At 61.5% G+C, this 24,810-nt stretch carries 25 protein-coding genes, 1 pseudogene and 1 other annotated feature; of the genes and pseudogenes, 15 read left to right on the top strand and 11 right to left on the bottom strand.

Translation table 11 applies throughout. The features are described 5' to 3' along the window. Positions 1-88: 88 nt before the first annotated feature. The 9 genes and pseudogenes from rpsF to cysK all read left to right on the top strand — a co-directional run bounded on the left by rpsF (position 89) and on the right by cysK (position 7,360). Positions 89-385: a 30S ribosomal protein S6 gene (gene rpsF / locus B5G34_RS03810; RefSeq protein WP_087189288.1), complete on the top strand. Its 297-nt coding sequence runs from the start codon at positions 89-91 to the stop codon at positions 383-385. A gap of 15 nt (positions 386-400) precedes the next feature. Further along, complete coding sequence (locus tag B5G34_RS03805; RefSeq protein WP_087334439.1) at positions 401-883, top strand: single-stranded DNA-binding protein; 483 nt, start codon at positions 401-403, stop codon at positions 881-883. Between the two features lie 75 nt (positions 884-958). Beyond that, the gene (rpsR, locus tag B5G34_RS03800) at positions 959-1,198 is read left to right on the top strand and encodes a 30S ribosomal protein S18 (RefSeq protein ID WP_007490771.1); all 240 of its coding nucleotides are present in this window, start codon (positions 959-961) and stop codon (positions 1,196-1,198) included. A 192-nt stretch (positions 1,199-1,390) separates the two neighbouring features. After that, on the top strand, positions 1,391-2,395 hold the full coding sequence (locus B5G34_RS03795) for an ATP-binding cassette domain-containing protein (RefSeq protein WP_087334437.1): 1,005 nt from the start codon (positions 1,391-1,393) through the stop codon (positions 2,393-2,395). Further along, positions 2,388-3,143 carry a methionine ABC transporter permease gene (locus tag B5G34_RS03790; RefSeq protein WP_087334436.1) on the top strand — a complete coding sequence of 252 codons (756 nt, stop codon included), beginning with the start codon at positions 2,388-2,390 and terminating at the stop codon, positions 3,141-3,143. The genes B5G34_RS03795 and B5G34_RS03790 overlap by 8 nt, the downstream gene beginning before the upstream one ends. Before the next feature lie 132 nt (positions 3,144-3,275). Next, positions 3,276-3,519 (top strand) — a binding site (T-box leader). Positions 3,520-3,590: 71 nt separating this feature from the next. Then, positions 3,591-4,460, top strand: a complete 870-nt coding sequence (locus tag B5G34_RS03785) for a MetQ/NlpA family ABC transporter substrate-binding protein (RefSeq protein WP_087334434.1) — start codon at positions 3,591-3,593, stop codon at positions 4,458-4,460. A gap of 176 nt (positions 4,461-4,636) precedes the next feature. Continuing rightward, positions 4,637-5,059: pseudogene (locus tag B5G34_RS03780) on the top strand (sigma-70 family RNA polymerase sigma factor); the annotation flags it as partial. Further along, the gene (locus tag B5G34_RS03775; protein ID WP_087334432.1) at positions 5,056-6,369 is read left to right on the top strand and encodes a DUF4179 domain-containing protein; all 1,314 of its coding nucleotides are present in this window, start codon (positions 5,056-5,058) and stop codon (positions 6,367-6,369) included. The pseudogene B5G34_RS03780 and the gene B5G34_RS03775, both read left to right, overlap by 4 nt. Before the next feature lie 76 nt (positions 6,370-6,445). Continuing rightward, positions 6,446-7,360: a cysteine synthase A gene (gene cysK, locus B5G34_RS03770; RefSeq protein ID WP_087334429.1), complete on the top strand. Its 915-nt coding sequence runs from the start codon at positions 6,446-6,448 to the stop codon at positions 7,358-7,360. A 38-nt stretch (positions 7,361-7,398) separates the two neighbouring features. Here the strand turns inward: cysK and B5G34_RS03765 are convergent, their stop codons facing one another. Further along, complete coding sequence (locus tag B5G34_RS03765) at positions 7,399-8,109, bottom strand: helix-turn-helix transcriptional regulator (protein ID WP_087334427.1); 711 nt, start codon at positions 8,107-8,109, stop codon at positions 7,399-7,401. Between the two features lie 71 nt (positions 8,110-8,180). After that, positions 8,181-8,627: an Rrf2 family transcriptional regulator gene (locus B5G34_RS03760; protein ID WP_087334425.1), complete on the bottom strand. Its 447-nt coding sequence runs from the start codon at positions 8,625-8,627 to the stop codon at positions 8,181-8,183. Between the two features lie 294 nt (positions 8,628-8,921). Between B5G34_RS03760 and aroF the strand changes: the two genes are divergently transcribed. Together aroF and B5G34_RS03750 are read left to right on the top strand one after the other, a co-directional pair. Then, positions 8,922-9,938: a 3-deoxy-7-phosphoheptulonate synthase gene (gene aroF / locus B5G34_RS03755; RefSeq protein WP_087334423.1), complete on the top strand. Its 1,017-nt coding sequence runs from the start codon at positions 8,922-8,924 to the stop codon at positions 9,936-9,938. A 15-nt stretch (positions 9,939-9,953) separates the two neighbouring features. Next, on the top strand, positions 9,954-10,814 hold the full coding sequence (locus tag B5G34_RS03750) for a prephenate dehydrogenase/arogenate dehydrogenase family protein (RefSeq protein ID WP_087334421.1): 861 nt from the start codon (positions 9,954-9,956) through the stop codon (positions 10,812-10,814). A gap of 39 nt (positions 10,815-10,853) precedes the next feature. On the opposite strand, the gene B5G34_RS03745 is transcribed toward B5G34_RS03750, so the two are convergent. Then, positions 10,854-11,813: an LCP family protein gene (locus tag B5G34_RS03745; RefSeq protein WP_242956819.1), complete on the bottom strand. Its 960-nt coding sequence runs from the start codon at positions 11,811-11,813 to the stop codon at positions 10,854-10,856. A 159-nt stretch (positions 11,814-11,972) separates the two neighbouring features. After that, positions 11,973-12,806: an SH3 domain-containing C40 family peptidase gene (locus tag B5G34_RS03740; RefSeq protein ID WP_242956817.1), complete on the bottom strand. Its 834-nt coding sequence runs from the start codon at positions 12,804-12,806 to the stop codon at positions 11,973-11,975. A gap of 107 nt (positions 12,807-12,913) precedes the next feature. Here B5G34_RS03740 and B5G34_RS03735 point away from each other — a divergent pair, with 107 nt between their 5' ends. Beyond that, positions 12,914-13,900 carry a WYL domain-containing protein gene (locus B5G34_RS03735; protein WP_087334417.1) on the top strand — a complete coding sequence of 329 codons (987 nt, stop codon included), beginning with the start codon at positions 12,914-12,916 and terminating at the stop codon, positions 13,898-13,900. A 3-nt stretch (positions 13,901-13,903) separates the two neighbouring features. On the opposite strand, the gene B5G34_RS03730 is transcribed toward B5G34_RS03735, so the two are convergent. Together B5G34_RS03730 and B5G34_RS03725 are read right to left on the bottom strand one after the other, a co-directional pair. After that, on the bottom strand, positions 13,904-14,236 hold the full coding sequence (locus B5G34_RS03730; protein ID WP_087334415.1) for an arsenate reductase family protein: 333 nt from the start codon (positions 14,234-14,236) through the stop codon (positions 13,904-13,906). Between the two features lie 3 nt (positions 14,237-14,239). Continuing rightward, a complete protein-coding gene (locus B5G34_RS03725; RefSeq protein WP_087334413.1) occupies positions 14,240-14,461 on the bottom strand; it encodes a DUF1653 domain-containing protein in 222 nt (73 codons plus the stop codon). Between the two features lie 504 nt (positions 14,462-14,965). On the opposite strand from B5G34_RS03725, the gene B5G34_RS03720 reads away from it, so the two are divergent. Continuing rightward, positions 14,966-16,624, top strand: a complete 1,659-nt coding sequence (locus B5G34_RS03720; RefSeq protein ID WP_087334412.1) for a ribonuclease J — start codon at positions 14,966-14,968, stop codon at positions 16,622-16,624. Between the two features lie 239 nt (positions 16,625-16,863). On the opposite strand, the gene eno is transcribed toward B5G34_RS03720, so the two are convergent. The 5 genes from eno to trmL form a co-directional block, all read right to left on the bottom strand. Beyond that, positions 16,864-18,165, bottom strand: a complete 1,302-nt coding sequence (gene eno / locus B5G34_RS03715; RefSeq protein WP_087334410.1) for a phosphopyruvate hydratase — start codon at positions 18,163-18,165, stop codon at positions 16,864-16,866. Between the two features lie 127 nt (positions 18,166-18,292). Beyond that, a complete protein-coding gene (gene gpmI, locus B5G34_RS03710) occupies positions 18,293-19,813 on the bottom strand; it encodes a 2,3-bisphosphoglycerate-independent phosphoglycerate mutase (RefSeq protein WP_087334408.1) in 1,521 nt (506 codons plus the stop codon). A 33-nt stretch (positions 19,814-19,846) separates the two neighbouring features. After that, positions 19,847-20,620 carry a triose-phosphate isomerase gene (tpiA, locus tag B5G34_RS03705; RefSeq protein ID WP_087334406.1) on the bottom strand — a complete coding sequence of 258 codons (774 nt, stop codon included), beginning with the start codon at positions 20,618-20,620 and terminating at the stop codon, positions 19,847-19,849. A 106-nt stretch (positions 20,621-20,726) separates the two neighbouring features. Next, complete coding sequence (locus B5G34_RS03700; RefSeq protein WP_087334404.1) at positions 20,727-21,995, bottom strand: phosphoglycerate kinase; 1,269 nt, start codon at positions 21,993-21,995, stop codon at positions 20,727-20,729. Beyond that, positions 21,992-22,486, bottom strand: a complete 495-nt coding sequence (trmL, locus tag B5G34_RS03695) for a tRNA (uridine(34)/cytosine(34)/5-carboxymethylaminomethyluridine(34)-2'-O)-methyltransferase TrmL (protein WP_087334402.1) — start codon at positions 22,484-22,486, stop codon at positions 21,992-21,994. The genes B5G34_RS03700 and trmL overlap by 4 nt, the downstream gene beginning before the upstream one ends. 201 nt (positions 22,487-22,687) lie before the next feature. Here trmL and proB point away from each other — a divergent pair, with 201 nt between their 5' ends. After that, complete coding sequence (gene proB, locus B5G34_RS03690; protein WP_343286551.1) at positions 22,688-23,491, top strand: glutamate 5-kinase; 804 nt, start codon at positions 22,688-22,690, stop codon at positions 23,489-23,491. Between the two features lie 43 nt (positions 23,492-23,534). Beyond that, on the top strand, positions 23,535-24,782 hold the full coding sequence (locus B5G34_RS03685) for a glutamate-5-semialdehyde dehydrogenase (protein ID WP_087334398.1): 1,248 nt from the start codon (positions 23,535-23,537) through the stop codon (positions 24,780-24,782). Positions 24,783-24,810: the final 28 nt, after the last annotated feature.

Raw genomic sequence — 24,810 nt, 5'->3', positions numbered from 1 at the left:
TATATAATAATAGGGCTTGTTTGTGACAAGCCATCCTTGCTCCCGCAGAAGAGCGGGGGCCATATGTCCATAAGGAGGTGCAAAGAAAATGGCAAAACTCAGCGGTAACTACGAGGTGGTTTACATCCTCAATCCCAACCTGGGTGAGGAGGCCACTGCTGCCATGGTGGAGAAGTTCAAGACTCTGGTGGAGCAGAACGGCACCCTGGCTGAGGTCGACGAGTGGGGCAAGCGCCACCTGGCCTATCCCATCAATGACCTGACCGAGGGCTACTACGTGCTGATGACTTTTGAGTCCAAGCCCGAGTTCCCCCGCGAGCTGGATCGTATCCTGCGGATCACTGACGGCGTGATGCGTTCCCTCATCGTCTGCAAGGACGAGTAAGAGAGGAGAAGCTTCATGCTGAACCGTATTATTCTCATGGGTCGTCTGACCCGTGACCCCGAGCTCCGGCACACCCAGACCGGGACGGCTGTTGCCTCCTTCTCTCTGGCTGTGGACCGGGATTTCAAGGACAGAACCACCGGCGAAAAGTCCACTGATTTCATTGATATCGTGGCTTGGCGTCAAACGGCGGAATTTGTCTCCCGCTTCTTCACCAAGGGCCGCATGGCTGTAGTGGAGGGCCGACTCCAGCTGCGTGACTGGACCGACCGGGACGGCAACAAGCGCCGTACTGCCGAGGTGGTGGCCGACAATGTGTATTTTGGCGACTCCAAGCGGGACGCTGAGGGCGGCGGTTATGCTGCTCCCTCCGGCGGCTACGGCGCGCCCGGCGGCTATGCGCCCCCCGCGGCCCCTGCCAGCGGCGGCTATTCCGCCCCTGCCGGCGGCGACCAGTTTGCCGAACTCACCGAGGACGACGGCGAGCTGCCCTTCTAAACTGAACACAGCGGCGGATGCCGCATCATAAAACAAGCCGGACTATAGGCCCGGAACAAGGGAGGTTTTCCAGTTATGGCTATGGATAGAGAGCGCCCCCGCGGCCGCAAGCGCCGCAAGGTCTGCACCTTCTGTGTGGACAAGGTGGAGCACATCGACTATAAGGACGCCGTGAAGCTGCGTCGGTTCCTGTCCGAGCGGAGCAAGATCCTGCCCCGCCGCACCACCGGCACCTGCGCCATGCATCAGCGTCAGCTCACCGAGGCCATCAAGCGTGCCCGTCAGATCGCGCTGCTGCCCTTCGTGACCGACTAATTGCGTCTTTTGAAAAGCCGGGCCTTTGGCCCGGCTTTTTCTTTTTGCGCCCGCCCCCTGGCGGGCCTCTTCCCTCCCGAAACACCTTGACAGCCCGTCCCGGTTGTCATAGAATAATCCCGATGCAAACATCCCGGTGTTTTGTCAAAACCGGAGGTATTACATACAAATGAGACGAAGGAGAACAGACCTGTGATTGAACTGAAACACATCTCCAAGGTCTTTCCCACGGCGGACGGGGACTTTGAGGCCCTGTCGGATATCAACCTGACCATCCGGGACGGGGATATCTTTGGCATCGTCGGCATGAGCGGCGCAGGCAAATCCACTCTGGTGCGCTGCATCAACCTGCTGGAGCGGCCCACCCAGGGAGAGGTCCTGATCGACGGGGAGAACCTGATGGAGCTCTCTCCCGCCCGGCTGCGCCAGACCCGCCGTTCCATCAGCATGATTTTCCAGCAGTTCAACCTGCTCATGCAGCGGACCTGCCTGAAGAATATCTGCTTCCCCATGGAGATCGCCGGTGTCCCGGCATCTGAGGCCAAAAAGCGGGCCCTGGAGTACCTGGATATTGTTGGCTTGCCCGATAAGGCCAACGCCTATCCCGCCCAGCTCTCCGGCGGCCAGAAACAGCGCATCGCCATTGCCCGTGCTCTGGCCTCCAACCCCAAGGTGCTGCTGTGTGACGAGGCCACCTCCGCTCTGGACCCCACCACCACCCGCTCCATCCTGAAGCTGATCCAGGATATCAATAAGCGGCTGGGCATTACCGTGGTGGTCATCACCCACGAGATGGCGGTGGTGGAGGAGATCTGTACCCACGTGGCCATTCTGGACCACGGCCATATGGTGGAGACCGGCACCGTAGAGGAGGTCTTCTCCAACCCCAAGACCGAGGCCGGCCGTAAGCTGGTGTTCCCCGAGGGTGCCCATATCGACCAGTTCCCCGTGGCCAACGTGGTACGGGTGGTGTTCAACGGCGGCTCCTCCTACGAGCCCCTCATCGCCTCCCTGGCCATCGACTGCGGCGTCAAGGTCAATATCCTTGGTGCCGATACCCGCAATGTGAACGGCAAGGCCTTCGGCTCCATGCTGCTGGGCCTGCCCGAGGACAAAAATGAGGCCGCCAAGGCCATGAGCTATCTGCGCGCCCAGAAGGACGTGTCCGTGGAGGAGGTGCCCGATTACCATGGCTGATCTGCTGCAAAATGAAGAGGTCCTCCGCCTGCTGGAGCTGAGCAAGGATGGCCTGCTCTTCGCCATCTGGGAGACTTTGTATCTGACGGTGATCTCCACCTTCTTCTCCTATGTCATCGGCCTGCCCCTGGGTGTTATCACCGTGGTGGGCGAGCGAGGCGGCGTGCTGCCCCTGCCCCGTCCCGTCATGACGGTGCTCAACTTCGTCATTAACATCCTGCGCTCGGTACCCTTCCTGATTCTGATGGTAGTGGTCATCCCCCTGTCCCGGCTGATCCTGGGCACCTCCATCGGTACGGTAGCCACCATCGTGCCCCTTATCGTGGCTGCCTTCCCCTTCGTGGCCCGTCTGGTGGAATCCTCCCTCCGGGAGGTGGACAGCGGTGTGGTGGAGGCTGCCCAGTCCATGGGCTGCTCCCCCTTCCAGATCATCACCAAGGTGATGATCCCCGAGAGCCGTCCCTCCCTCATCTCCGGCTTTACCACCGCCTTCATCACCATCCTCAGCTACGGCGCCATGGCAGGCGCCATCGGCGGCGGCGGTCTGGGCTCCATGGCCCTCAACCTGGGCTACCAGCGCCGCATGACCATCATCCTGTGGGTGTCGGTGATCACCCTGGTCATTCTGGTCCAGATCTTCCAGTCCATCGGCACCCGTGCCTCCGTCCGGCTGGACAAGCGGATCCGGAGCACCGACCGGAAGAAGAAGCTCAAAAGCAACCGTGCCGAGAAGGCCGGTTTCCAATAAGGACCTGTCTTGGACGGGGTGTGCAAACCAAAGGGTCTGCACACCCCGTTCTTTTGTCAAATCTGCCCACTTGACGAATGGGTGAGGGTGGCATATACTAAATGCAACCCAAAGGGAACTGAATAACGCCCCTCAAACGCAATGAAGAGAAGAGTAACCGGAAAGATACGGCACAGAGAGCCCGGTATGGTGGGAACGGGTACGGAAGGTTCTGGCGAAGATGGTCTCGGAGCGGCGCACCGACTACCAATTGGTATAGGCTGCGACGGGTGCGCCCGTCAGCGCGCAGGAGTATGGCTGTACTCCATAAGGCCCCTGTCGTGAGGCAGTGGTGAAACAAGGTGGTACCACGAAGCGGAAAGCTCTCGTCCTTGAAATTGTTTCAAGGGCGTTTTTTTGTACTCCGATTTGGGGAACACCTTCAGAAATGAAAAGGAGAAATGTATCATGAAGAAGCTCGTCTCTCTGCTCCTGACCGGCGCTCTGTCCTTCGGCCTGCTGGCCGGCTGCGGCGGCGGCACCGGTTCTGCCAACACCCCCGCCGGCAACTCCGAGACCCCCGGCACCGAGAACACCGCCTCTCTGGAGGGCACCACCATCAAGGTGGGCGCCTCCCCCGCTCCCCACGCTGAGATCCTGGAGGTGGCCAAGGGCCTCCTGGCCGAGCAGGGCATCACTCTGGACATCGTGGAGTTCAACGACTACATCCAGCCCAACACCGCCGTGGAGAATGAGGAACTGGATGCCAACTACTTCCAGCACATCACCTACATGAACGAGTTTAACGAGAGCGACGGCACCCACCTGGTCAGCGCCGCTGAGATCCACTACGAGCCCTTCGGCCTGTATGCCGGCAAGACCGCCAGCCTGGATGAGCTGGCCGACGGCGCTCAGATCGCTGTGCCCAACGACGCCACCAACGAGGGCCGCGCTCTGCTGCTGCTCCAGCAGGAGGGTCTGATCACCCTGAAGGAGGGCGCCGGGCTCACCGCCACCAAGGCCGACATCGCTGAGAACCCCAAGAACCTGGAGATCGTTGAGCTGGAGGCCAGCCAGCTGCCCGTCCGTCTGGGCGACGTGGATATGGCCGTCATCAACGGCAACTACGCCATCGACGCCGGCCTGAAGGTGGCTGACGCTCTGGCCGTGGAGGCTTCTGACGGCGAGGCTGCCCAGGCCTACGTCAACGTCCTGGCCGTCAAGGAGGGCCATGAGAACGATCCCGCCATCCAGGCTCTGGTTGCCGCTCTGAAGAGCGACGAGGTCAAGGCCTTCATGGAGGAGACCTACGAGGGCGCCGTCGTCCCCATGTTCTAAGAGAAACTCCCAGCATACCAAAAGGCCCGCCATCCGGCGGGCCTTTTTCACTGCTAAAAAAATGATTTGCCCCAATCAAAACCGTCCGGCACACCGTCTAATAGGCAGAAAGGAGGGGATGGATCTTGACCGAGCTGGAATATCTGTAGCGGGCAGAGGAAGCCCGCGGTAAGCTCTACCGGGCCGCCCTGCTCACCCTGGGCAGCGAGTCGGCGGCAGTGGACGCGGTGGATGAAGCGGTGTACAAGGGCTATTTGAGCTATCAAAAGCTGCGTCAGCCCCAGTATCTGGAGACCTGGCTGGTGCGCATCCTCATCAACGTCTGCCGGGACGAGCTTCGCCGCCGCAAGCGGGAACTGGCGGTAGAGGAGCTGCCTGAGACCGCCCAGGAGGCCTATGATTCCCTCCCCCTGAAGGAGGCCGTCCGCCGCCTGCCCGCCCAGCTGCGGGACGTGATCGTCCTGCGCTACTTCACCGGCCTGACCCTGGAGGAGACCGCCGCCGCCCTGGAGCTGCCCCGGGGTACCGTGTCCACCCGGCAGCGCAGGGCCCTCGCCCTTTTGAAACTGGACCTGACCACGGAGGAGGGAGCGTCATGAACCGACAGCAGGAATATTGGGACCTGATGGGGCAGCTTTCCCATCCTCCCGCCGCCCTGGACGGCACCGCCCTGCGGGCCAGGGACCGGGCCAAACGTCATCGCCGGGGCAAGCGCTGGGGAATCTCCCTGGGGAGTGTGGCCGGGGTGTGCGCCGCCTTCGTGGTGGCAGTGAATACCCTTCCCACCTTTGCCCTGGCCTGCGCCAAGGTCCCCGTGCTGCGGGAGCTGGCGGCGGCGGTGGCCTTTTCCCCCAGCCTGTCCGCCGCGGTGGAGCACGACTATGTGCAGTATGTGGGCCAAAGCCAGACCTTTGACGGCACCACCCTCACCCTGGACTATGTGATTGCCGACCAGCAGCAGATGGTGGTCTTTTACCGCACCGACGGCGATTTCCTCTCCTACAGCGCCTCCTGCGACCTGAAGGACGCAAACGGCGCTCCCCTGTTCGGGTACTCGGTCAACAGCACCACCAGCTCGGAGGAGCTGAAGCAGTTTGAGATCCACTTCAAGGAGCTGGAGGAGATCCCTCAGGCCCTCACCCTGGACGTTACGCTGTGGGGCGGCGATGTGAAGGGGCAGGAGCAGAAGCTGGAACACACCTTCACCTTCCAGCTCACCCTGGACCCGTCCAAGACCGCCCCGGCGGTGAAGATCCCGGTGAACCGGTGGGTGGAGGCGGACGGCCAGCGGCTGCTGGTGGACCACCTGGAGCTTACCCCCACCAAAACCACCCTCTGCCTGGAGGAAGACCCGGCCAACACCGCCTGGCTCCAGCGCCTGGAGTTCCATTTCACCGACCCCGACGGCCGGCGCTATGACACCATCGACAGTTCCCTCTCCGCCACCGGTTCAGCGGATCATCCCGGCTTTTACACCTACTACTTCCAAAGCCTGTACTTTGTGGAGGATGTCTCCCATCTCACCCTCCACCTGGACGGGGCCGTGTGGCTGGACAAGGAGGCCCAACCGGTGACGGTGGACCTGACCAACAATACCTGGACCGGCAGCCTGCCGGAGGGGGTGACCGGCCTTCGGGCGGAACCTCTCAGCAGCCAGGGCACGGATGCAGGGTGGACCCTGACGGTGCGCTGCACCGCCGACCGGGCTCCCTTTGAGCTGGACTACCGGGACCCGGAGGGCGGTGTCCACCATACAGGGGGCTACAGCCGCCGGGGCGACCAGGAGAATCCCGGCAATTATGTGTATGTATATCCTCTGGAACACTACCCCTGGAGCCAGGCAGAGTTTACCCTCACCTATACCAGCGCCGCCCCCCTGTCGGAAGCCGTGCCGCTGTCCCCGTCATAAATCATCTCTCAAATTCCTATTGCTTTTGTGGGGATTGTGTGGTATCCTTGACAAAAACAACGGGAGGTCCTGTCCTATGAACATCGCCCATTCCATCCCCGAACTGATCGGCAACACTCCCCTGCTCCGCCTGGAGCGCTTTGCCCCCGGCGGCGGCATTCTGGGCAAGCTGGAGAGCTTCAATCCCCTCTCCTCCGCCAAGGACCGGGCCGGCCTGTACATGATCCGGGCCGCTGAGGAAGCCGGCCTGCTGAAGCCGGGCGCTACCATTGTGGAACCCACCAGCGGCAATACCGGCGTGGCTCTGGCCTACATCGGCCGCCAGCGTGGCTACAAGGTGGTACTCACCATGCCCGAGACTATGAGCCAGGAGCGCCGCTCCCTGCTGTCCGCCCTGGGAGCCGAGCTGGTGCTCACCGAGGGTGCCAAGGGCATGAGCGGCGCCATCGCCAAGGCCCGCGAACTGCTGGACGCCGACCCTGCCGCCTGGATGCCCGACCAGTTCAATAACCCCGCCAACGCCCAGGCCCACTATGAGACCACCGGTCCGGAGATCTGGCGGGATACCGACGGCGGAGTGGATGTGCTGGTGGCCGGTGTGGGCTCCGGCGGTACCATCACCGGCGCGGGCCGCTACCTGAAGGAGCAGAACCCCAACATCAAAGTGATCGCGGTGGAGCCCGCTGAGTCCGCCGTCCTCTCCGGCGGCAAGCCCGGCCCCCACAAGATCCAGGGCATCGGCGCCGGCTTTGTCCCCGGCACCCTGGATATGGGCGTGGTGGATCAGGTGCTGCCTGTTCCCGGCGAGGCCGCCATGGCCTCCGCCAAGGAGCTGGCCCGTGCCGAAGGCATTCTGGTGGGTATCTCCTCCGGCGCTGCCGCCTGGGCCGCCCGGGAGCTGTCCAAGCATCCCGATTTCCAGGGCAAGACCATCGTGGCCGTGCTGCCCGATACCGGCGAGCGCTATCTCTCCACCGGCATCTACGCATAAGAAAAAAGGACGCTGCTCACGCAGCGTCCTTTTTTATCTCAGCGTTTCGGAAAGCGGAACAGCCACAGTGCCGCACCTGGGATGGCATATACCTGGGTATGAATCAAACCGAACAACAGCAGCCGGTTCAGCAACCAAGTATACACCGGAATCTCAGGAATTTCTACCAGCGCTTCATAGGGCAAACCCAAGACAGTCTGAATCACCTGGATCAGTCCCACCACCAGCGATGGAAGGAACAGCACCACATATACCGCCAGCAGGAGCAGCAGCCCCCGCCGTACCAAGCGCACCCACATCCGTTCCTTCAGGGGACGTACCGCCCGGAACAGCAGGCTCAGGCCCTGAAGGGCACACCAGCCCAGTACCAACCATAAGGCAGGCCTCAGCAGGTAAGTCAGAGTCATAACCAGAAGTGCCCCCACATAGCGGCGCATCAGCATCTCATTCAGCAGCGGCGCGGGAAGGGTCAGCACCAGAAAGATAGCCGCCACAATCAGGCAGCCCACAGCCAGATACCTGACCTCCCTCTGCCGGTCCTGCTCCGGGGGCAGCCCGTACAGAACCTGATTCACGTCGGTCTCCAACACCTGTCCGATGCTGACCAGCATGTCGATATCTGGTCGGCTTTTCCCCGTCTCGTAGTTGGACACCGTCTGACGGGTGACGAACAGGGCCTGGGCCAGTTCCTCCTGGGTCATTCCTCTTCTCTCCCGCAGCGTGCGGATGTTCTTTCCAATATCACGCATACCTCTCACCTCGCCTATACCATAGGCCATGGTGATGAAATTGTCACGCAAAGATCCTTTTACACCGGGATTCAGCCGGCGTTTTCCCCGTCCTCCGGGCACTTCTCATGATGCCGGCGCACCAGATCCGCCAGGGTCACATGGTCCACCACGCCGGACACCGCGGCCTGGATCTCCCGCCAGATCTCCACGGTGACGCACTGGTCCGCCCGGCCGCAGCGGCACACGTCGTCGGCATCGGCGCAGCTCACCGGCGCCAGGTTGCCCTCCAGCACCCGCAGGATCTCCCCCACGGTGTACTCCTCCGGCTCCCGGGTCAGCAGATAGCCGCCCCCCGCGCCCCGCACCGAGCGCACCAAGCCCGCCCGGGACAGCTGGGTAACGATCTGCTCCAAATATTTGTCAGAAATATCCTGCCGCTGGGCCACATCCCGCAGAGGCACCGCAGTGCCATGGCTGTGGAGGGCCACATCCAGCATCAGCCGCAGGGCATACCGGCCTTTGGTAGAAATTTTCATACGATCCCTCCTGACTTCGAAGATATAATACCATAATACTGGTAGGATTTCAAGTGAAATTTCCTCTTGACTTTCGCACCAAAAAGTGCTAAAGTCCTTGATAAGAAAGGAGCGTGCCCGTCATGCTGAAGCGTACCGGTTATGGATACGGCTATTACCGCTGCTATTATTTCAGCGGTGTTTTTGCCTGCCCATAACCGGCTGATCCGGGTATCGTTCCACATAGAATCGTGGGGGATCCGCAGCCGCCTTTGGGCGGGTGCGGATCTTTTGTATTTGAAAGGAGTTTCTGTTATGGTCGTCATTATGAAGCGGGGCTTTACCCCTGAGGAGCTGGAGAAAGCCATCCACACCATGGAGGAAGGCGGCGTCAAGGTCATGGTCTCCAAGGGCTCCGAGACCACCATCCTGGGCGCGGAGGGCAATGCCGACAGCATCGACCAGGAGAAGCTGTCTCTGCTGCCCGGCGTGGACCGGGTCATGCGGGTCACCGAGCCCTACAAAAAGGCCAACCGGAAGTACCACCCCGAGGACACCCAGGTAGCTCTGGGCGGCGGTGCGCTGGTGGGTGGCGACCGGCTGGCGGTCATCGCCGGTCCCTGCTCGGTGGAGAGCGAGGCCCAGATCGTGGAGGTGGCCCAGGCGGTGAAGGCCTCCGGCGCGGCGGCCCTCCGGGGCGGCGCCTTCAAGCCCCGCACTTCCCCCTACGCCTTTCAGGGTATGGGCAACGACGGCATCCGCCTGCTCCAGGAGGCCAAGGCAGTCACCGGCTTGCCCATCGTCACCGAGATCATGTCCACCGATAATGTGGAGATGTTCGAGATGTGCGTGGACGTGATCCAGGTGGGGGCCCGCAACATGCAGAACTTCGACCTGCTCAAGCAGCTGGGCAAGACCACCAAGCCCATCCTGCTGAAGCGGGGCCTCAGCTCCACCATTGAGGAGTGGCTCATGTCCGCCGAGTACATCATGGCCGGCGGCAACGAGAAGGTCATCCTGTGTGAGCGGGGTATCCGCACCTTTGAGACCTTCACCCGCAACACCCTGGACCTGTCGGCGGTGCTGGCGGTGAAACAGCTCTCCCACCTGCCGGTGGTGGTGGACCCCTCCCACGCCTGCGGCAAGGCCTGGATGGTGGAGCGGATGAGCCTGGCGGCTCTGGCCGCCGGGGCCGACGGTCTGCTCATCGAGGTCCACAACGATCCTCCCCACGCTCTGTGTGACGGCGCCCAGTCCATCACCCCCGCCCAGTTCTCCGACTTGATGGACAAGTTGCGTACCCTGGCCCCCTGCGTGGGCCGCACCCTGTAAAAGGAGCACTACGACATGAAAAAAACACTTGTCATCGTCGGCCTCGGTTTGATCGGCGGTTCTCTGGCCCTGGCCCTGAAGGGCTTTGAGGACTACGAGATCGTGGGCGTGGACGTGTCCCAGCCCACCCTCCGCTTTGCCAGTGAGCACGGCGTGGGCGACCGGGTCACAGAGCATGCCGACCAGGTGATCCCCCAGGCAGACGTGGTGGCTCTGGCCCTTCACCCCCAGGGCATCCTGGATTTTCTCAAAGCCCACCGGGAGCAGTTCAAGCCCGGGGCCCTGGTGTGGGACGTGTGCGGCGTCAAGTCCGCCATCCTGGAGGGGGCCGACTGCCTGCCTGATACCGTGGACTTCATCGGCTGCCATCCCATGGCGGGTACCGAGTTCTCCGGCGTGGAGCACGCCTTTGCCGAGCTATTCCAGGGCTCCCACTTCCTTATTGTGCCCCGCCCCACCAGCCAGCCGGAGCACCTGGCCCTGCTGGAGCGCATGGCGTCCTACATCGGCTGCCGGGACGTCCACCGCACCACCGCTCAGGCCCATGACGCCCTCATCGCCTACACCAGCCAGGTGATGCATATCATTGCCGTCTCTGTGTGTGACGACCCCACCCTCTTTGACTGCAAGGGCTACGAGGGCTCCTCCTTCCGTGGCTGCACCCGGGTAGCCGCTCTGGATGTGGGCCTGTGGACCCAGCTGTTCTCCCTCAACCAGCCCGCCCTGCTGGAGGTGCTGGACCGGCTCATCGGCAACCTCCAGTCCTACCGTGAGGTGCTGGCCACCGGTGACCGCACCGCCCTGGCGGAAAAGCTGGCTTACTCCGCCGCCCGCAAACGGCAGATGGACCTGCCCGGCCCCGACCTGCTGGAATAAGCAAAAAGGACGTACCGCCGTGCGGTACGTCCTTTTTTATTAGTTATATTGGAAGATGTTCATGTCCTCCAGGGTCAGGTCCTCGGTGTAGGGGTTGATGAGCTGGTTCACCGTCTCCAGGGTCTCCTCCGGGTAGAGCTCGTAGCAGTACTTACCCCAGCCGGGGTAGTAGGTATTGCCGTCGCCGGTGAGGGTGGCGCTGGTCATGCCGTTTTCAAAGTCAAAGCCCAGGGCGGGCTCGGCAAACCACAGCATCTCACCAAACTCCAGGTCGGTGTTTACGTACTCCAGGAAGATCTCAATGTAGCTGTTGATCTTCTGGGGATTGGACAGAGCCTTTTTCAGAATGGCGGCAATGAGCTGCTGCTGGGTGCGGGTGCGGCCGATATCGTTGTCCGGATAGGCCGAATAGATGTTGTCGGGGTAAGTGCCGGGCCCGTCGGAATTTTTCCGGCAGCGGGCCACGTTGAGCACATCCTGCCCGTCCAGATGCTGGAGACCGGGCTCATAGTGGATGTGCAGGTCCTGGGTGGGGTCGTCATAGGCCATGTGGACCGGCACGTTGAACTCAATGCCACCCAACTCATCCACCAGCACCTTGAAGCCGTCCATGTTGACGCCCACATAGAAGTCGATGGGAATACCCAGCATGTCAGAGATGGTATCCCGCAGAGTCTCAATCCCATCCTGATAGACCGCGTTGAGCTTTCCGCTCTCCACCAGGGTATCCCGGGGGATGGAGACCATGCCCACCGTCTGGTTGACAGTGTCGTACATGCATACGATCATGGTGTCGGCATTGCTGCCCACCTGATCCTTTGCCACCAGCAAAAAGGTATAGGTGTAGGGTTTTCGTCCGTTGTCCTGCTGGGCGCTCTCTCCCGGCGGGGCCGGCGTGGCGGAGGGCTCCACCGCCATCTCGGGCTCCTTGCTCATCAGCTTGTAGGCGCAGAAGAGGATGACGATGATGGCCGAGACAGCCACCAGAACACCATACAATATTTTTGCAGCCCGCCGTCCCGGTGAGGAACGCCGGCGGCGCTTTTTCTTTTGTATCTGGGCCACTGAGGTGCGCCCCTTTCTCCATTTACGTTATGTCAACAAACAAGAACAGTATAGTGGAGATTTGTCCCTCTGGCAAGAGGTTGGCGCAAAAATTTATAGAGTTGTCATTTTTTCCGACCCCAGGGGAAACACGGTACCCGCCGTCAGCAGCTTGCCCGGCAGGTCAGCCCGGTAGTCGGGCTGGTCCGGGTCCAGACTGTTGATGACCACCCCGTCGCTGCCCGCCCGGGCGGTGGAGTGGATGTACCGCCCCTCTCCCAGGTAGAGGGCGATGTGTCCCGGAAAATAGAGCAGGTCCGCCGGCCGGCACTGCTCCAGGGGGATGGCCCGGGCCGGATAGCCGGACACCAGTTTGGCGTCCCGGTAGAGCAGCACTCCGCTGAAGAACCAGGACATAAAGGTCAGGCCGGAACAGTCAATACCCATGGGAGACTTTCCGCCCCAGCGGTACTGCACCCCCAGATAGCTTTTGGCCCGTTCCACCACCCTTGCCCGGAGGGTTTCTTCCGGCAAATCAAGGGCGGAATCGCAATATTCCTCCAGAAAACTACATTTTGTATACCCATTTTTCCCATCCGGCAGGGTGATCCGCCGCCAGCCCTCCGGGCAGGCCCCCTCTCCGGGCGTCACCAGCGCCCCCCGGGGCAGGGTGGTCAGAACGGGGAACTCCACCTCCGGCCCGCTGAGCACATCGGCAAACAGGGCGGTCACCACCAGCTTGGGGGCAGCCGTCCATCCCCGGTCGAGCGCCAGCTGTTCCGGCTGTACCCAGCCGGTATAGCCATAGTGGGTGCGGATCTTCCACCACCCCTCAGTCTCTTCCAGAGGTTTGGAGACCGGCCAGCCCATCAGGATCTCGTCCACCCGCTCTTCTCCCCTGCCTGGACCGGCCTTCAGGGGACAGAGGGGCTGCGCTGCAACATACATCATAGGCCCTCGCATTTCTGTTGGTTTTGTGATATGCTGATAGTACGGTTTATGGGACACCAAATATGCTACGCTTGCATGAAACACAGGAAAAGGAGGTGGCTTTCATGCCCAGAAGCCCCAACCAAAAACTGAAGCTGCTTTGCCTGTGCAAGCTCCTTTGGGAACACACCGACGAGGAGCACACGCTGACCGTTCCTCAGATCATCGCCCATCTGGAGGCCTGGGACATCAAGGCCGAGCGCAAGAGCATCTATACGGACATGGAGGCCCTGCGCCAGTTCGGCTTGGACGTCCAGTGCCGGAAGGGCCGTGCCCCCGGCTGGTTTCTGGGGGAGCGCCCCTTCCAGCTGCCCGAACTGAAGCTGCTGGTGGACGCCGTTCAGTCCTCCCGCTTTATTACCCAGCGGAAAAGCAGCGAGTTGATTCACAAATTGGAATCACAGGCCAGCGTCCATCAGGCCCGCCAGCTCCAGCGGCAGGTCTATGTGGACCGCCGGGTGAAGACCATGAACGAGAGCATCTATTACACCATCGACAAGCTCCACACCGCCATTGCAAACCGGAAAACCGTGACCTTTCTCTACTTTGAGTATAACGTCCGCAAGGAGAAGGTGTACCGCCACGACGGCCGCCGCTACACCGTCTCCCCCGCCGGTCTCATCTGGGACAATGAGAACTACTATCTGGCGGGCTACGACCACCGCTCCAAGGAGATGCGCCACTACCGGGTGGACAAGATGGCCGATCTGGCCGTTACCTTCCTGCCCCTCACCGGGGTACCCCAGCACTTTGACATGGCAGCATATGCGGGAAAGCATTTCGGTATGTTCTCCGGCCGGGAGGGACAGGTCACCCTCCGCTGCCGCTCCAGCCTGGTGGGTGTGGTGCTGGACCGCTTCGGCCTGGACGCCATTCTGATCCCCGACGGGGAGACTCACTTTACTGTCACCGTGTCCGCCGTGGTAAGCCCCCAGTTTCTGGGCTGGCTCTTCGGATTGGGAGACGGGGTGCAGCTGCTTCGGCCCCAGTGGGCGGTGGAGGAGCTGCGCCGCCAGCTGTCCGCCGTGGCAGGGCTATATCCGGAGGGATAGGCTTTAGTTCCAGCTCTCCCACACATCGGGGCAGTAGCCTACCGTGGCCTGCTTGCCGTTGCGCACAATGGGGGTGCGGAGCAGCTTGGGGTTGTCCAGCAGCTTCTCCACTTTGTCGGCGTCGTAGGCCAGGTAGTTGAGCAGGGCGGCGTCCGGGTGCTTCTGGTCGATGAGATTTTCCAGCCCCACGGCGTTCACCACGCTTTTCAGCTCCCCGGCGCTCATGCCGTATTTGCCCAGGTCCACGGCCTGGAACTTGATGCGCCGCTCCTTGAACCAGCGCTCCGCCTTTTTGGTGTCAAAACATTTGCTCTTTCCGAAAATCTGAATGTTCATCTTTTACTCTCCTATATAAGCAAACCGGGGACCCTGATAGCCGTCCCGCTCCACATGCTCGCTCCACATGGCCGCCGGCCGCACCCAGATCCCCCGCTCGCCGTAGAGGGCCTGATAGACCACCATAGGCTCCATGGTCTCCGAGTGCCGGGCTACATAGAGCAGCCTGTATTCGTTTCCTTTAAAGTGGCGGTAACGCCCGGGGCGCAGCTGTGTCTCCTCCATCCCCGCATCCTCCTTTGTATCCGTTTCCGGTATTGTACCATAGCCGCAAGTCCGCGGGGACTTGCGCGCCGCGGAGGCGGCGTAAAATCGGCCTCGCCGATTTTGGCTATGGTGCAACATCAACAGCAGGCGTTTTGTTCCCAAAACGCCTGGATACGCAGTATCCTGCCGCACATGTGCGGCAACTGCTGATATTGTACCATATCCGCCCCGGCGGAACAACCGGCGGGAAGCCTGTCGCAAAATAATGGTATACTTTTCCCCTGCTGCGTGGTATAATAAATACGCTAATATGGCTTTATGCGCGATTTCGCGCTTTGAATAAGGCAAGGACACAGAATGGATAGAGGCGCCAGGCGGTGCATGGCCGTCCCCTTTTTCCGGCGAGGCAGGGCCGGAAAGAGAGGGAGTCCACCGCTTTTCTTTTGTGCGCTCATATCCGTACCGTGGCCACTGATAAATACGGAAAACGGATTGATTGTAAAGGAGTGTAGTAAGACTTTTATGGCTGAAAAACTAAAAATCATTTCTCTGGGTGGTCTGAACGAGATCGGTAAGAACCTGACCGTCTATGAGTACGGCGGGGACATGATCATCGTGGACGTGGGCATGGGCTTCCCGGATGACGATATGTACGGCATCGACGTGGTCATCCCCGATTTCTCCTATCTCATCAAGAACAAGGACCGCATCCGGGGCATCTTCCTGACCCACGGTCATGAGGACCACATCGGTTCCCTCCCCTATCTGCTGCGGGATGTAAACGTGCCCATCTACGCCACCCGGATGACCGCCGGCCTGGTGAAGCTGAAGCTGGAGGAGCACCGCCTGGTCAGCAAGACCAAACTCATCACCTGTGAGGCTGGGGAGACCGTAAAGGCGGGTAAGTTCTCGGTGGAGTTCATCCATGTGAACCATTCCATCGCCGATGCCTGCGGCTTTGCCATTAAGTGCGCCGTAGGCACCGTCATCCACACCGGCGACTTCAAAATTGACCCCACCCCCATCCAGGGCGGCATGATCGACCTGGGCCGTCTGGGTCAGCTGGGCAAGGAGGGCGTACTGGCCCTGCTGGCCGACTCCACCAACGTGGAGCGTCCCGGCTTCACCAAGAGTGAGCGCAGCGTGGGTGATTCCTTTGACGCCCTGTTCCGAGGCTGTGAGCAGCGCATCATCGTCACCACCTTCGCCTCCAACGTGGACCGTATCCAGCAGATCATTGACGTGGCCGCCCGCTATGGCCGCAAGGTGGCAGTCACCGGCCGTTCCATGGAGAACGCCATGAAGGTGTCCACCGAGCTGGGCTATATGAAGATTCCCGACGGCGTGCTGGTGGATCTGGCTCATATTAAGAGCCTGCCCAAGAACAAGATCTGCATCATCACCACCGGCAGCCAGGGCGAGACCATGTCCGCCCTCACCCGCATGGCCTTTAATACCCACCGCCAGGTGGATATCCAGGCCGGCGACCGGGTGATCCTGTCCGCCTCCGCCATTCCCGGCAATGAGAACGCCATCGGCAGCGTCATCAACGAGCTCTACCGCAAGGACGCCGAGGTGGTCAATGAGCGTGACCGTGCCCTCCACGTGTCGGGCCACGCCTGCCAGGAGGAGCTGAAAATCATCCACGCCCTGGTGAAGCCCAAGTTCTTCATCCCCGTCCACGGCGAGCAGCGGATGCTCAAGACCCACGCCAAGCTGGCCCAGCAGATGGGCATGCCTCCCAAGAATATCATCATCAGCGACATCGGCAAGGTCATCGAGCTGACCGCCAACTCTGCCAAGATCAACGGCACCGTGCCCGCCGGCCGGGTGTTCGTGGATGGCTACGGCGTGGGCGACGTGGGCAGCGTGGTGCTCCGGGACCGCAAGCACCTGGCCGAGGACGGCATGATCGTGGTGGTGGTTTCCATGTCCGGGGAGGACGGCTCCGTGGTGTCCGGCCCCGATATCATCACGCGCGGCTTCGTCTATGTGAAGGAGTCCGAGGGGCTCATGGAGGAGCTGCGGAAGGTGGCTGTCAACGCCCTGGAGAACTGCCAGCGGGACAGCCTCACCGACTGGGCCGCCATCAAGTCGGAGATCAAGAACGCCATCTCCAGCTTCCTGTACAAGAAGACCAAGCGCAACCCCATGATCCTCCCGGTCATCATGGAAGTCTGATCTCAAATAGAACGCGGCTGCCGCATCTGCGGCAGCCGCGTTTTGTATCAATAAAACGGGGCCGCTGCCATTGGCAGCGGCCCCTTGTGGCTTCTTCGATTGTCACGCTTCGCACCCTCCGCGACGCCGTCTAAGCCCCTGCGACTGCGCAAGCCGACCTGCGGCCCCTACGGGGCCTCCGGTCCGTTTGCTCCGCTCCGGGTCTTAGCCAGCTGCTCCCGGGCGCTCAGCGCTTCCAATTACTTCAGGTTGAAGAAAGCGTCCATGCCCAGGTACTGAGCCACGTCGCCCAGCTCCTCCTCGATGCGGAGCAGCTGGTTGTACTTGGCCACGCGGTCGGTGCGGCTGGGAGCGCCGGTCTTGATCTGGCCGGCGTTCAGGGCCACAGCGATGTCGGCGATGGTGGCGTCCTCGGTCTCGCCGGAGCGGTGAGACACGATGGCGGTGTAGCCGGCGCGGTTGGCCATCTGGATGGCGTCCAGAGTCTCGGTCAGGGTACCGATCTGGTTGACCTTGATCAGGATGGCGTTGGCAACCTTCTTCTCAATGCCGGTGGCCAGGCGCTGGGTGTTGGTGACAAACAGGTCGTCGCCCACCAGCTGCACCTTGTCGCCGATGGCCTTGGTCAGCATAGCCCAGCCTTCCCAGTCGGTCTCGGCCATGCCGTCCTCCAGGGAGATGATGGGGTAGGTGTCGGCAAACTTCTTCCACATGTTGACCAGCTGCTGCTGAGTCATCTTCTTGCCGGACTTGGGCTGGATATAGCACTTCTCCTCCTCGTTCCACCACTCGGAGGAAGCGGCGTCGATGGCGATCTTGAAGTCCTCGCCGGGCTTGTAGCCGGCCTCCTCAATGGCCTTCACGATGACCTTCAGAGCGTCCTCGTCCTTCTTCAGGTTGGGAGCGTAGCCGCCCTCGTCGCCCACGCCGGCGGCGGGAGTACCGTTCTCCTTCAGGGTCTTCTTCAGGGTGTGGAAGACCTCGGCGCACATGCGCAGAGCCTCGCGGAAGCAGCAGGCGCCCACGGGCATGATCATGAACTCCTGGATCTCCACGTTGTTGGTGGCGTGAGCGCCGCCGTTGAGGATGTTCATCATGGGCACGGGCAGAACCTTGGCGTTGACGCCGCCAATGTAGTTGTACAGGCTGGTGCCCAGGCTCTCAGCAGCGGCCTTGGCGCAGGCCAGAGAAGCACCCAGGATAGCGTTGGCGCCCAGCTTGGTCTTGTTGGGGGTGCCGTCCAGAGCGATCAGAGCCTTGTCGATGGCGGTCTGATCCAGCACGTTCATGCCCACCAGGCACTCGGCGATCTCGGTGTTCACGTTCTTCACAGCGGTGAGGACGCCCTTGCCCATGTAACGGCTCTTGTCGCCGTCACGCAGCTCGCAGGCCTCATAGATGCCGGTGGAAGCGCCGGAGGGCACAGCAGCGCGGCCCACGGTGCCGTCTTCCAGATAGACCTCGACCTCAACGGTGGGGTTGCCGCGGCTGTCCAGGATCTCACGGCCCAGAACGTCAACGATCTCGATGATCTGCTTCATGGTAAAAAACTCCTTTCGTATTGGCGGCGGGGACCTCCCCGCCATACAGGGGTATCAGATTGTGGGGGGCGGGCATCCTGCCCGCCGGAACAATATTTGGTACGGCGGAACTTCCGCCGGATACCGCTTAGTTGAGGATCAGGGTCTCCCCGTCCATCTCAGCGGGCTTTTCCAGGCCCATCAGGTCCAGCATGGTGGGGGCGATGTCGGCCAGGCGGCCGTCCCGCAGCTTCACATCGGCACCCACGATGTAGAAGGGCACCAGATTGGTGGTGTGGGCGGTGTAGGGCGTGGCGCCGTCGTCGTCCAGCATCCGGTCGGCGTTGCCGTGGTCGGCGGTAATGAGGGTCACGCCGCCCATCTTGGTGGTAGCCTCCACCACCTTGCCCACGCCGGTGTCCACGGCCTCCACGGCCTTCACAGCGGCGTCAAACACGCCGGTGTGGCCCACCATGTCGCAGTTGGCAAAGTTGAGGATGATGACGTCGTACTTGCCGCTCTCGATGCGCTTGACGGCCTCCTCGGTGACCTCGGGGGCGCTCATCTCGGGCTGCAGGTCGTAGGTAGCCACCTTGGGAGAGGGGATCAGGCACCGGTCCTCGCCGGGGAAGACCTGCTCGGCGCCGCCGTTGAAGAAGAAGGTCACATGGGCGTACTTCTCAGTCTCAGCGATGCGCAGCTGGGTGTAGCCCTGCCGGGCGATATACTCGCCAAAGATGTTCTCCAGCTCATGGTGGGGGAAGGCAATGAGCACGTTGGGCATGGTGGCGTCATACTCAGTGGTGCACACATAGGTCACAGGGAAGTAGCCCTTCTTGCGCTCCACGTCGGTGAAGGCGGGGTCCACAAAGCAGCGGGTGATCTCCCGGGCCCGGTCGGGGCGGAAGTTCATGAAGATGATGGAGTCGCCCTCCTTCACCTTGCCCTCCTTGGTGCACACCACGGGCTCCACGAACTCGTCGGTGACACCGGCGTCATAGGACTTCTGAACGGCATCCACCGGGTCGGCGTTCTCGGTGCCCACGCCCAGCACAATGGCGTCATAGGCCCGCTGCAGCCGGTCCCAGCGCTTGTCACGGTCCATGGCGTAGAAACGGCCCATGACGGTGGCCACCTGGCCCACGCCCAGCTCCTTGCACTTGTTCACCATCTGCTCCACATAGTCCTTGCCGGAGGCGGGGGGCACGTCGCGGCCGTCCAGGAAGCAGTGGACGAACACCTTGTGCAGCCCCCGCTTCTTGGCCATCTCCAGCAGAGCGAAGATGTGGGTGATGTGGCTGTGGACGCCGCCGTCGCTCAGCAGACCGAACACATGCAGCGCGCCGTCCCGCTCCTTGCAGTCGTCCATAGCCTCGATATAGGCCTCATTCTCAAAAAAGGTACCCTCCTGAATGGCCTTGGTGATCCGGGGCAGGTCCTGGAACACCACCCGGCCGGCGCCGATGTTGGTGTGGCCCACCTCGGAGTTGCCCATCTGTCCCTCGGGCAGACCCACGTCCATGCCGGAAGCCGCCAGCTTGCAGCCGGGGTTCTCGGCAAAGATCTTGTCCAGGTTGGGGGTGTGGGCGGCGGCGATGGCGTTGCCGGTCTTGTCGTCCCGCAGGCCAAAGCCATCCATGATAATGAGGGTAGTCGGTGTTTTACTCATAGTTTACCTCTGTTCTCTGTCAAAACCGCTGTCTTATTCCTGATTGGCAGCGTTGATGATCTCCACAAAGTCGGGGGCCTTCAGGGAGGCGCCGCCGATCAGGCCGCCGTCCACGTCGGGCTGAGCCAGCAGCTCGTGGGCGTTCTTGGCGTTCATGGAGCCGCCGTACTGGATGGTGACGGAGCGGGCCACGCGGGCGCCGTACAGCTTGCGGATGACGGCACGGATGGCCTCGCACACCTCGTTGGCCTGCTCGGCGGTAGCGGTCTTACCGGTGCCAATAGCCCAGATGGGCTCATAGGCGATGACCACGTGGCGCATCTTGTCAGCGGGCACGCCGGACAGGGCGGCCTTCACCTGATAGGAGATCAGGTCCATGGTGACGCCCAGCTCACGCTGCTCCAGGCTCTCGCCCACACACACGATGGGGTACAGGCCGGCCTCCAGGGCGGCGTGGACCTTCTTGTTGACGGTGAAGTCGGTCTCATTGTAGTACTGACGGCGCTCGGAGTGGCCGATGATCACGTACTTCACACCCAGCTCCTTGAGCATCTCGGGAGAAACCTCGCCGGTGAAAGCGCCGTGGGACTCATAGTGGCAGGTCTCAGCGCCGATGGCCACACGGCTCTCCTTGAACAGGCGCACGGCGGCCTGGATGTTGACGGAGGGCACACACAGCACAACCTCGCACCACTTGGGCTTGCCGATGAGGGGCTTGAGCTCCTCGGCAAAGGCGCGGGTCTCGGACAGGGTCTTGTTCATCTTCCAGTTGCCGGCGATGATGGTCTTACGGTATCTTCTGTTCATGGGTAAAGGGGCCCCTTTCTTCCATTTTCTCTCTTGGGTTTCGATCCGGTTGGATCTGCGGCAGATCTTCCGCACGCTCAGGTCTCACGCTGCGGCGGCTCTCTGATTAAGCGTCCAGCAGGCAGGCCACGCCGGGCAGCTCCTTGCCCTCCATAAACTCCAGGCTGGCGCCGCCGCCGGTGGAGATGTGGGTCATCTTGTCGGCATAGCCCAGCTGCTGCACAGCGGCAGCGGAGTCGCCGCCGCCGATGATGGTGATGGCGCTGCTGTTGCTCAGAGCCTCGGCCACAGCCTGGGTGCCCTTGGCGAAGGCGGGGAACTCAAACACGCCCATGGGGCCGTTCCAGATCACAGTACCGGCATCCTTCACAGCGTCAGCATAAGCGGCAATGGCCTTGGGGCCGATGTCCATACCCATGCAGTCGTCGGGGATGTTCATGCTGTCCACCAGGATGGGCTCGGCGTCGGCAGAGAACTCCTTGGCGCAGATGGTATCCTCAGGCAGGAGCAGCTTCACGCCCTTCTCCTTGGCCTTCTTCATCATGTCGTTGCAGTAGTCCAGCCAGTCGGCCTCCAGCAGGGACTTGCCGATGGAGCCGCCCTGAGCCTTGAGGAAGGTGTAGGTCATGCCGCCGCCGATGATGATGGTGTCGGCGATCTCCAGCAGGTTGTTGATAACGCCGATCTTAGAGGACACCTTGGAGCCGCCCAGGATAGCCACCAGGGGACGCTTGGGATTGGCCAGAGCGCCGCCGATGATCTCCAGCTCCTTCTGGATCAGGAAGCCGGACACGGCAGGCAGGTAGGCAGCCACGCCGGCGGTGGAGGCGTGGGCGCGGTGAACGGCGCCGAAGGCGTCGGACACATACACCTCAGCCATATCGGCCATAGCCTTGGCCAGAGCGGGATCGTTCTTGGTCTCGCCCTTCTCAAAGCGGGTGTTCTCCAGCAGCAGGACCTGGCCGGGCTTGAGAGCGGCGGCCTTGGCCTGAGCGTCGGGGCCAACCACATCGGCGGCCATAATGACCTCGCGGCCCAGCAGCTCGCTCAGGCGCTTGGCGACAGGGGCCAGAGACAGCTTGGCCAGGGACTTCTTCCACTCCTCCTCGGTGATGGAGGCGGGGTCCTTGCCCTTCTCGGCCTGCTTCTTCACATAGGAGTCAAAGGTAGCCACGGGCTTGCCCAGGTGGGAGCAAGCGATCACGGCAGCATTCTGATCCAGCAGGTACTGGATGGTGGGCAGGGCGGCACGGATGCGCTTATCGTCGGTGATGGCGCCGGTAGCCTTGTCCTGAGGCACGTTAAAGTCGCAGCGCAGCAGCACCTTCTTGCCGGCCACGTCGATGTCTTTTACGGTCTTCTTGTTGTAGTTCATACTATACTAGCTCCTTTCATCTCGCCTTCCCCGGTCAGACCGGGAAAATCCAGTTGTCGCAGGGCTTCGTACGCTAGGATCGCCGCTGAGTTGGAAAGATTGAGGCACCGGGCCTCCGCCCGGATGGGAATACGGATGCACCGGTCGCTGAATTTTTGGCGGAACTCCTCCGGCAAACCGGCGGTCTCTTTTCCGAAGATCAGATAGCACTCATCCCGGAACTGAGCCTGGGTATAAGGTCTGGGGGCCTTGGTAGTCGCCAGCCAGATATCCTGGGCACCCGTCTTTCGGAAGAAGTCCTCCAGATTTTCATAGACCCGCAGATCCACCAGGTGCCAGTAGTCTAAGCCGGCCCTTTTGACCGCCTTGTCACTGATATCAAAGCCCAAAGGCTTGATCAGGTGGAGCCGTGTACCGGTAACTGCACAGGTACGGGCAATGTTACCGGTATTTTGCGGGATTTCCGGTTCGTAAAGTACGATATTCAGCATTTTAATTCCTCTTTACACCTCTATCACTGTTCAGCGCAGGCTATTGTACTCCAAAATCCCGTGGATTTCAACCGTAAAAGCATGAAAAAGCGGTAAAACGTACAGTTTTCTTTGTGCAAAACAGGTCTTCTTTCCTTTACTGTACTAGAAAACTGTGGTATGATGCTCACATACGTATCAACGATTAGGAGGATGAACGCTTTGCAGCGGGAACATAAGGTACATCGACTGGTGGTCAAGGTGGGTACTTCCACCCTGACCCGTGAGACAGGCAGTCTTAATCTCCAGAATATGGAACGTCTGGCCCGGGTGCTCTCCGACCTGGAGGGCATGGGCTATCAGGTGGTGCTGGTGTCCTCAGGCGCCATCGGCATCGGCACCAAGAAGCTGCGGCTGGACCAGCGTCCCACCGAGCTGCGGATGAAGCAGGCCACTGCTGCCGTGGGCCAGTGCATGATGATGCACATCTACGATAAACTCTTCGCCGAGTATAACCGTACTGTGGCCCAGATCCTGCTCACCGGTGAGGACGTGGATGCCCCCATCCGCTCGGAGCACCTGCACAACACCTTTGAGGCCCTGCTGGAACTGGGGGTCATTCCGGTGGTCAACGAAAACGACTCGGTCTCCTCGGCGGAGATCGAAACCGGCCAGTGCAAGGTGCTGGGTGACAACGACACCCTGTCCGCCATCGTGGCCCGGCTGTGCAGCGCCGATCTGCTGGTGCTGCTCAGCGATATTGACGGCCTCTATGACGCCGATCCCCGCACCCACCCGGAAGCCAAGCTGATTCGCCGGGTGGAGGCCATCACCCCGGAGCTGCGGGCCATGGCCGGCGGCGCCGGCACCTGGCGGGGCACCGGCGGCATGGCCACCAAGCTCAACGCCGCCCAGATTGCCCTGGACGCCGGTGTTGAAATGGTCATTGCCAACGGCAGCAACATTGAGGCACTCTATGACATTGTCAGCGGTGGGGATATCGGCACCCGCTTTGCAGCTCCCTGACGGGGCATCGGTTTCTACCATACATATAAAGGAGTGACAATCTATGACACAGCTGGAAATGCAGGGTCTGGCCGCCAAGAATGCCAGCCGGGTGCTCTCTATCGCGGGCACTGCCAAGAAAAACGCCGCTCTGGAGGCCATCGCTTCCGCCCTGGAAGCCCGTCAAAGTGAAATTCTGGCCGCCAACCAGGAGGATATGACCGCCGCCAAAGCCGCCGGCATGCGCCCCTCCCTTCAGGACCGGCTGGCATTGGATGCCGGCCGCATCGCCGGTATTGTGGACGGCGTACGTCAGGTGGCCGCCCTCCCCGATCCCATCGGTGAGATCACCAAGATGTCCACCCGGCCCAACGGCCTGGTCATCGGCAAGCGCCGGGTGCCCCTGGGCGTCATCGGCATCATCTATGAGGCCCGGCCCAACGTCACCGTGGATGCCGCCGCTCTCTGCCTGAAATCGGGCAACACCGTCATCCTCCGGGGCGGCAAAGAGGCCTTCCACTCCAACCAGGCCTTTGTCTCCATTATGCGGGACGCCCTGGAGTCCGCCGGTCTGCCCCGGGACTGCGTGGCCCTGGTCACCGACACCACCCGCCAGAGTGCCACAGAGCTGATGAACCTGACCGCCTACCTGGACGTGCTTATCCCCCGGGGCGGCGCCGGTCTCATCAAAAACGTGGTGGAAAACGCCAAGGTTCCGGTGGTCCAGACCGGCGTGGGCGTATGCCATGTGTACGCCCATGGGGAAGCCGACCTGGATATGGCTGCCCGCATCATCCACAACGCCAAGACCTCTCGTCCGTCCGTGTGCAACGCCGCCGAGTGTCTGCTGGTGGATCGGGCGGTGGCCCGGGACTTCCTGCCCATGGCCTGGCAGCTGCTCCAGACCAAGAATGTGGAGCTGCGGGGCTGCCCCGAGACCCGGGCCATCCTGGGAGATTTCGTGGTTCCCGCCACTGAGGAGGACTGGGACACCGAGTTCGGCGATTATATCCTGGCGGTCAAGGTGGTAGGGGGCTTTGATGAGGCGGTGGAGTTCATCCACGCCCACGGCACCGGCCACTCTGAGGCCATCGTCACCAACAACTACTTTGCCGCCCAACAGTTCCTGGACCAGGTGGATGCGGCGGCAGTATACGTCAACGCCTCCACCCGCTTCACCGACGGCAACGAGTTCGGCCTGGGTGCGGAAATCGGCATCTCTACCCAGAAGATGCACGCCCGGGGCCCCATGGGCCTGGAGGAGCTGACCTCCAGCAAATTTGTGATCTACGGCACCGGCCAGATCCGCTGAGCATAGGATGGAGCGGCCCCATACAACA

It is taken from the genome of Flavonifractor sp. An82 (assembly GCF_002159265.1).
Lineage (GTDB): Bacteria > Bacillota > Clostridia > Oscillospirales > Oscillospiraceae > Flavonifractor.
This window is presented reverse-complemented; position numbering and strand designations above follow the sequence as displayed.

Excerpts from the sequence above, each read along its gene's own strand:
- rpsF (WP_087189288.1), top strand. The coding sequence starts at position 89 with ATGGCAAAACTCAGCGGTAACTACGAGGTGGTTTACATCCTCAATCCC.
- B5G34_RS03805 (WP_087334439.1), top strand. The coding sequence starts at position 401 with ATGCTGAACCGTATTATTCTCATGGGTCGTCTGACCCGTGACCCCGAG.
- rpsR (WP_007490771.1), top strand. The coding sequence starts at position 959 with ATGGCTATGGATAGAGAGCGCCCCCGCGGCCGCAAGCGCCGCAAGGTC.
- B5G34_RS03790 (WP_087334436.1), top strand. The coding sequence starts at position 2,388 with ATGGCTGATCTGCTGCAAAATGAAGAGGTCCTCCGCCTGCTGGAGCTG.
- B5G34_RS03785 (WP_087334434.1), top strand. The coding sequence starts at position 3,591 with ATGAAGAAGCTCGTCTCTCTGCTCCTGACCGGCGCTCTGTCCTTCGGC.
- B5G34_RS03775 (WP_087334432.1), top strand. The coding sequence starts at position 5,056 with ATGAACCGACAGCAGGAATATTGGGACCTGATGGGGCAGCTTTCCCAT.
- cysK (WP_087334429.1), top strand. The coding sequence starts at position 6,446 with ATGAACATCGCCCATTCCATCCCCGAACTGATCGGCAACACTCCCCTG.
- B5G34_RS03765 (WP_087334427.1), bottom strand. The coding sequence starts at position 8,109 with ATGCGTGATATTGGAAAGAACATCCGCACGCTGCGGGAGAGAAGAGGA.
- B5G34_RS03760 (WP_087334425.1), bottom strand. The coding sequence starts at position 8,627 with ATGAAAATTTCTACCAAAGGCCGGTATGCCCTGCGGCTGATGCTGGAT.
- aroF (WP_087334423.1), top strand. The coding sequence starts at position 8,922 with ATGGTCGTCATTATGAAGCGGGGCTTTACCCCTGAGGAGCTGGAGAAA.
- B5G34_RS03750 (WP_087334421.1), top strand. The coding sequence starts at position 9,954 with ATGAAAAAAACACTTGTCATCGTCGGCCTCGGTTTGATCGGCGGTTCT.
- B5G34_RS03740 (WP_242956817.1), bottom strand. The coding sequence starts at position 12,806 with ATGTATGTTGCAGCGCAGCCCCTCTGTCCCCTGAAGGCCGGTCCAGGC.
- B5G34_RS03735 (WP_087334417.1), top strand. The coding sequence starts at position 12,914 with ATGCCCAGAAGCCCCAACCAAAAACTGAAGCTGCTTTGCCTGTGCAAG.
- B5G34_RS03730 (WP_087334415.1), bottom strand. The coding sequence starts at position 14,236 with ATGAACATTCAGATTTTCGGAAAGAGCAAATGTTTTGACACCAAAAAG.
- B5G34_RS03725 (WP_087334413.1), bottom strand. The coding sequence starts at position 14,461 with ATGGAGGAGACACAGCTGCGCCCCGGGCGTTACCGCCACTTTAAAGGA.
- B5G34_RS03720 (WP_087334412.1), top strand. The coding sequence starts at position 14,966 with ATGGCTGAAAAACTAAAAATCATTTCTCTGGGTGGTCTGAACGAGATC.
- eno (WP_087334410.1), bottom strand. The coding sequence starts at position 18,165 with ATGAAGCAGATCATCGAGATCGTTGACGTTCTGGGCCGTGAGATCCTG.
- gpmI (WP_087334408.1), bottom strand. The coding sequence starts at position 19,813 with ATGAGTAAAACACCGACTACCCTCATTATCATGGATGGCTTTGGCCTG.
- tpiA (WP_087334406.1), bottom strand. The coding sequence starts at position 20,620 with ATGAACAGAAGATACCGTAAGACCATCATCGCCGGCAACTGGAAGATG.
- B5G34_RS03700 (WP_087334404.1), bottom strand. The coding sequence starts at position 21,995 with ATGAACTACAACAAGAAGACCGTAAAAGACATCGACGTGGCCGGCAAG.
- trmL (WP_087334402.1), bottom strand. The coding sequence starts at position 22,486 with ATGCTGAATATCGTACTTTACGAACCGGAAATCCCGCAAAATACCGGT.
- B5G34_RS03685 (WP_087334398.1), top strand. The coding sequence starts at position 23,535 with ATGACACAGCTGGAAATGCAGGGTCTGGCCGCCAAGAATGCCAGCCGG.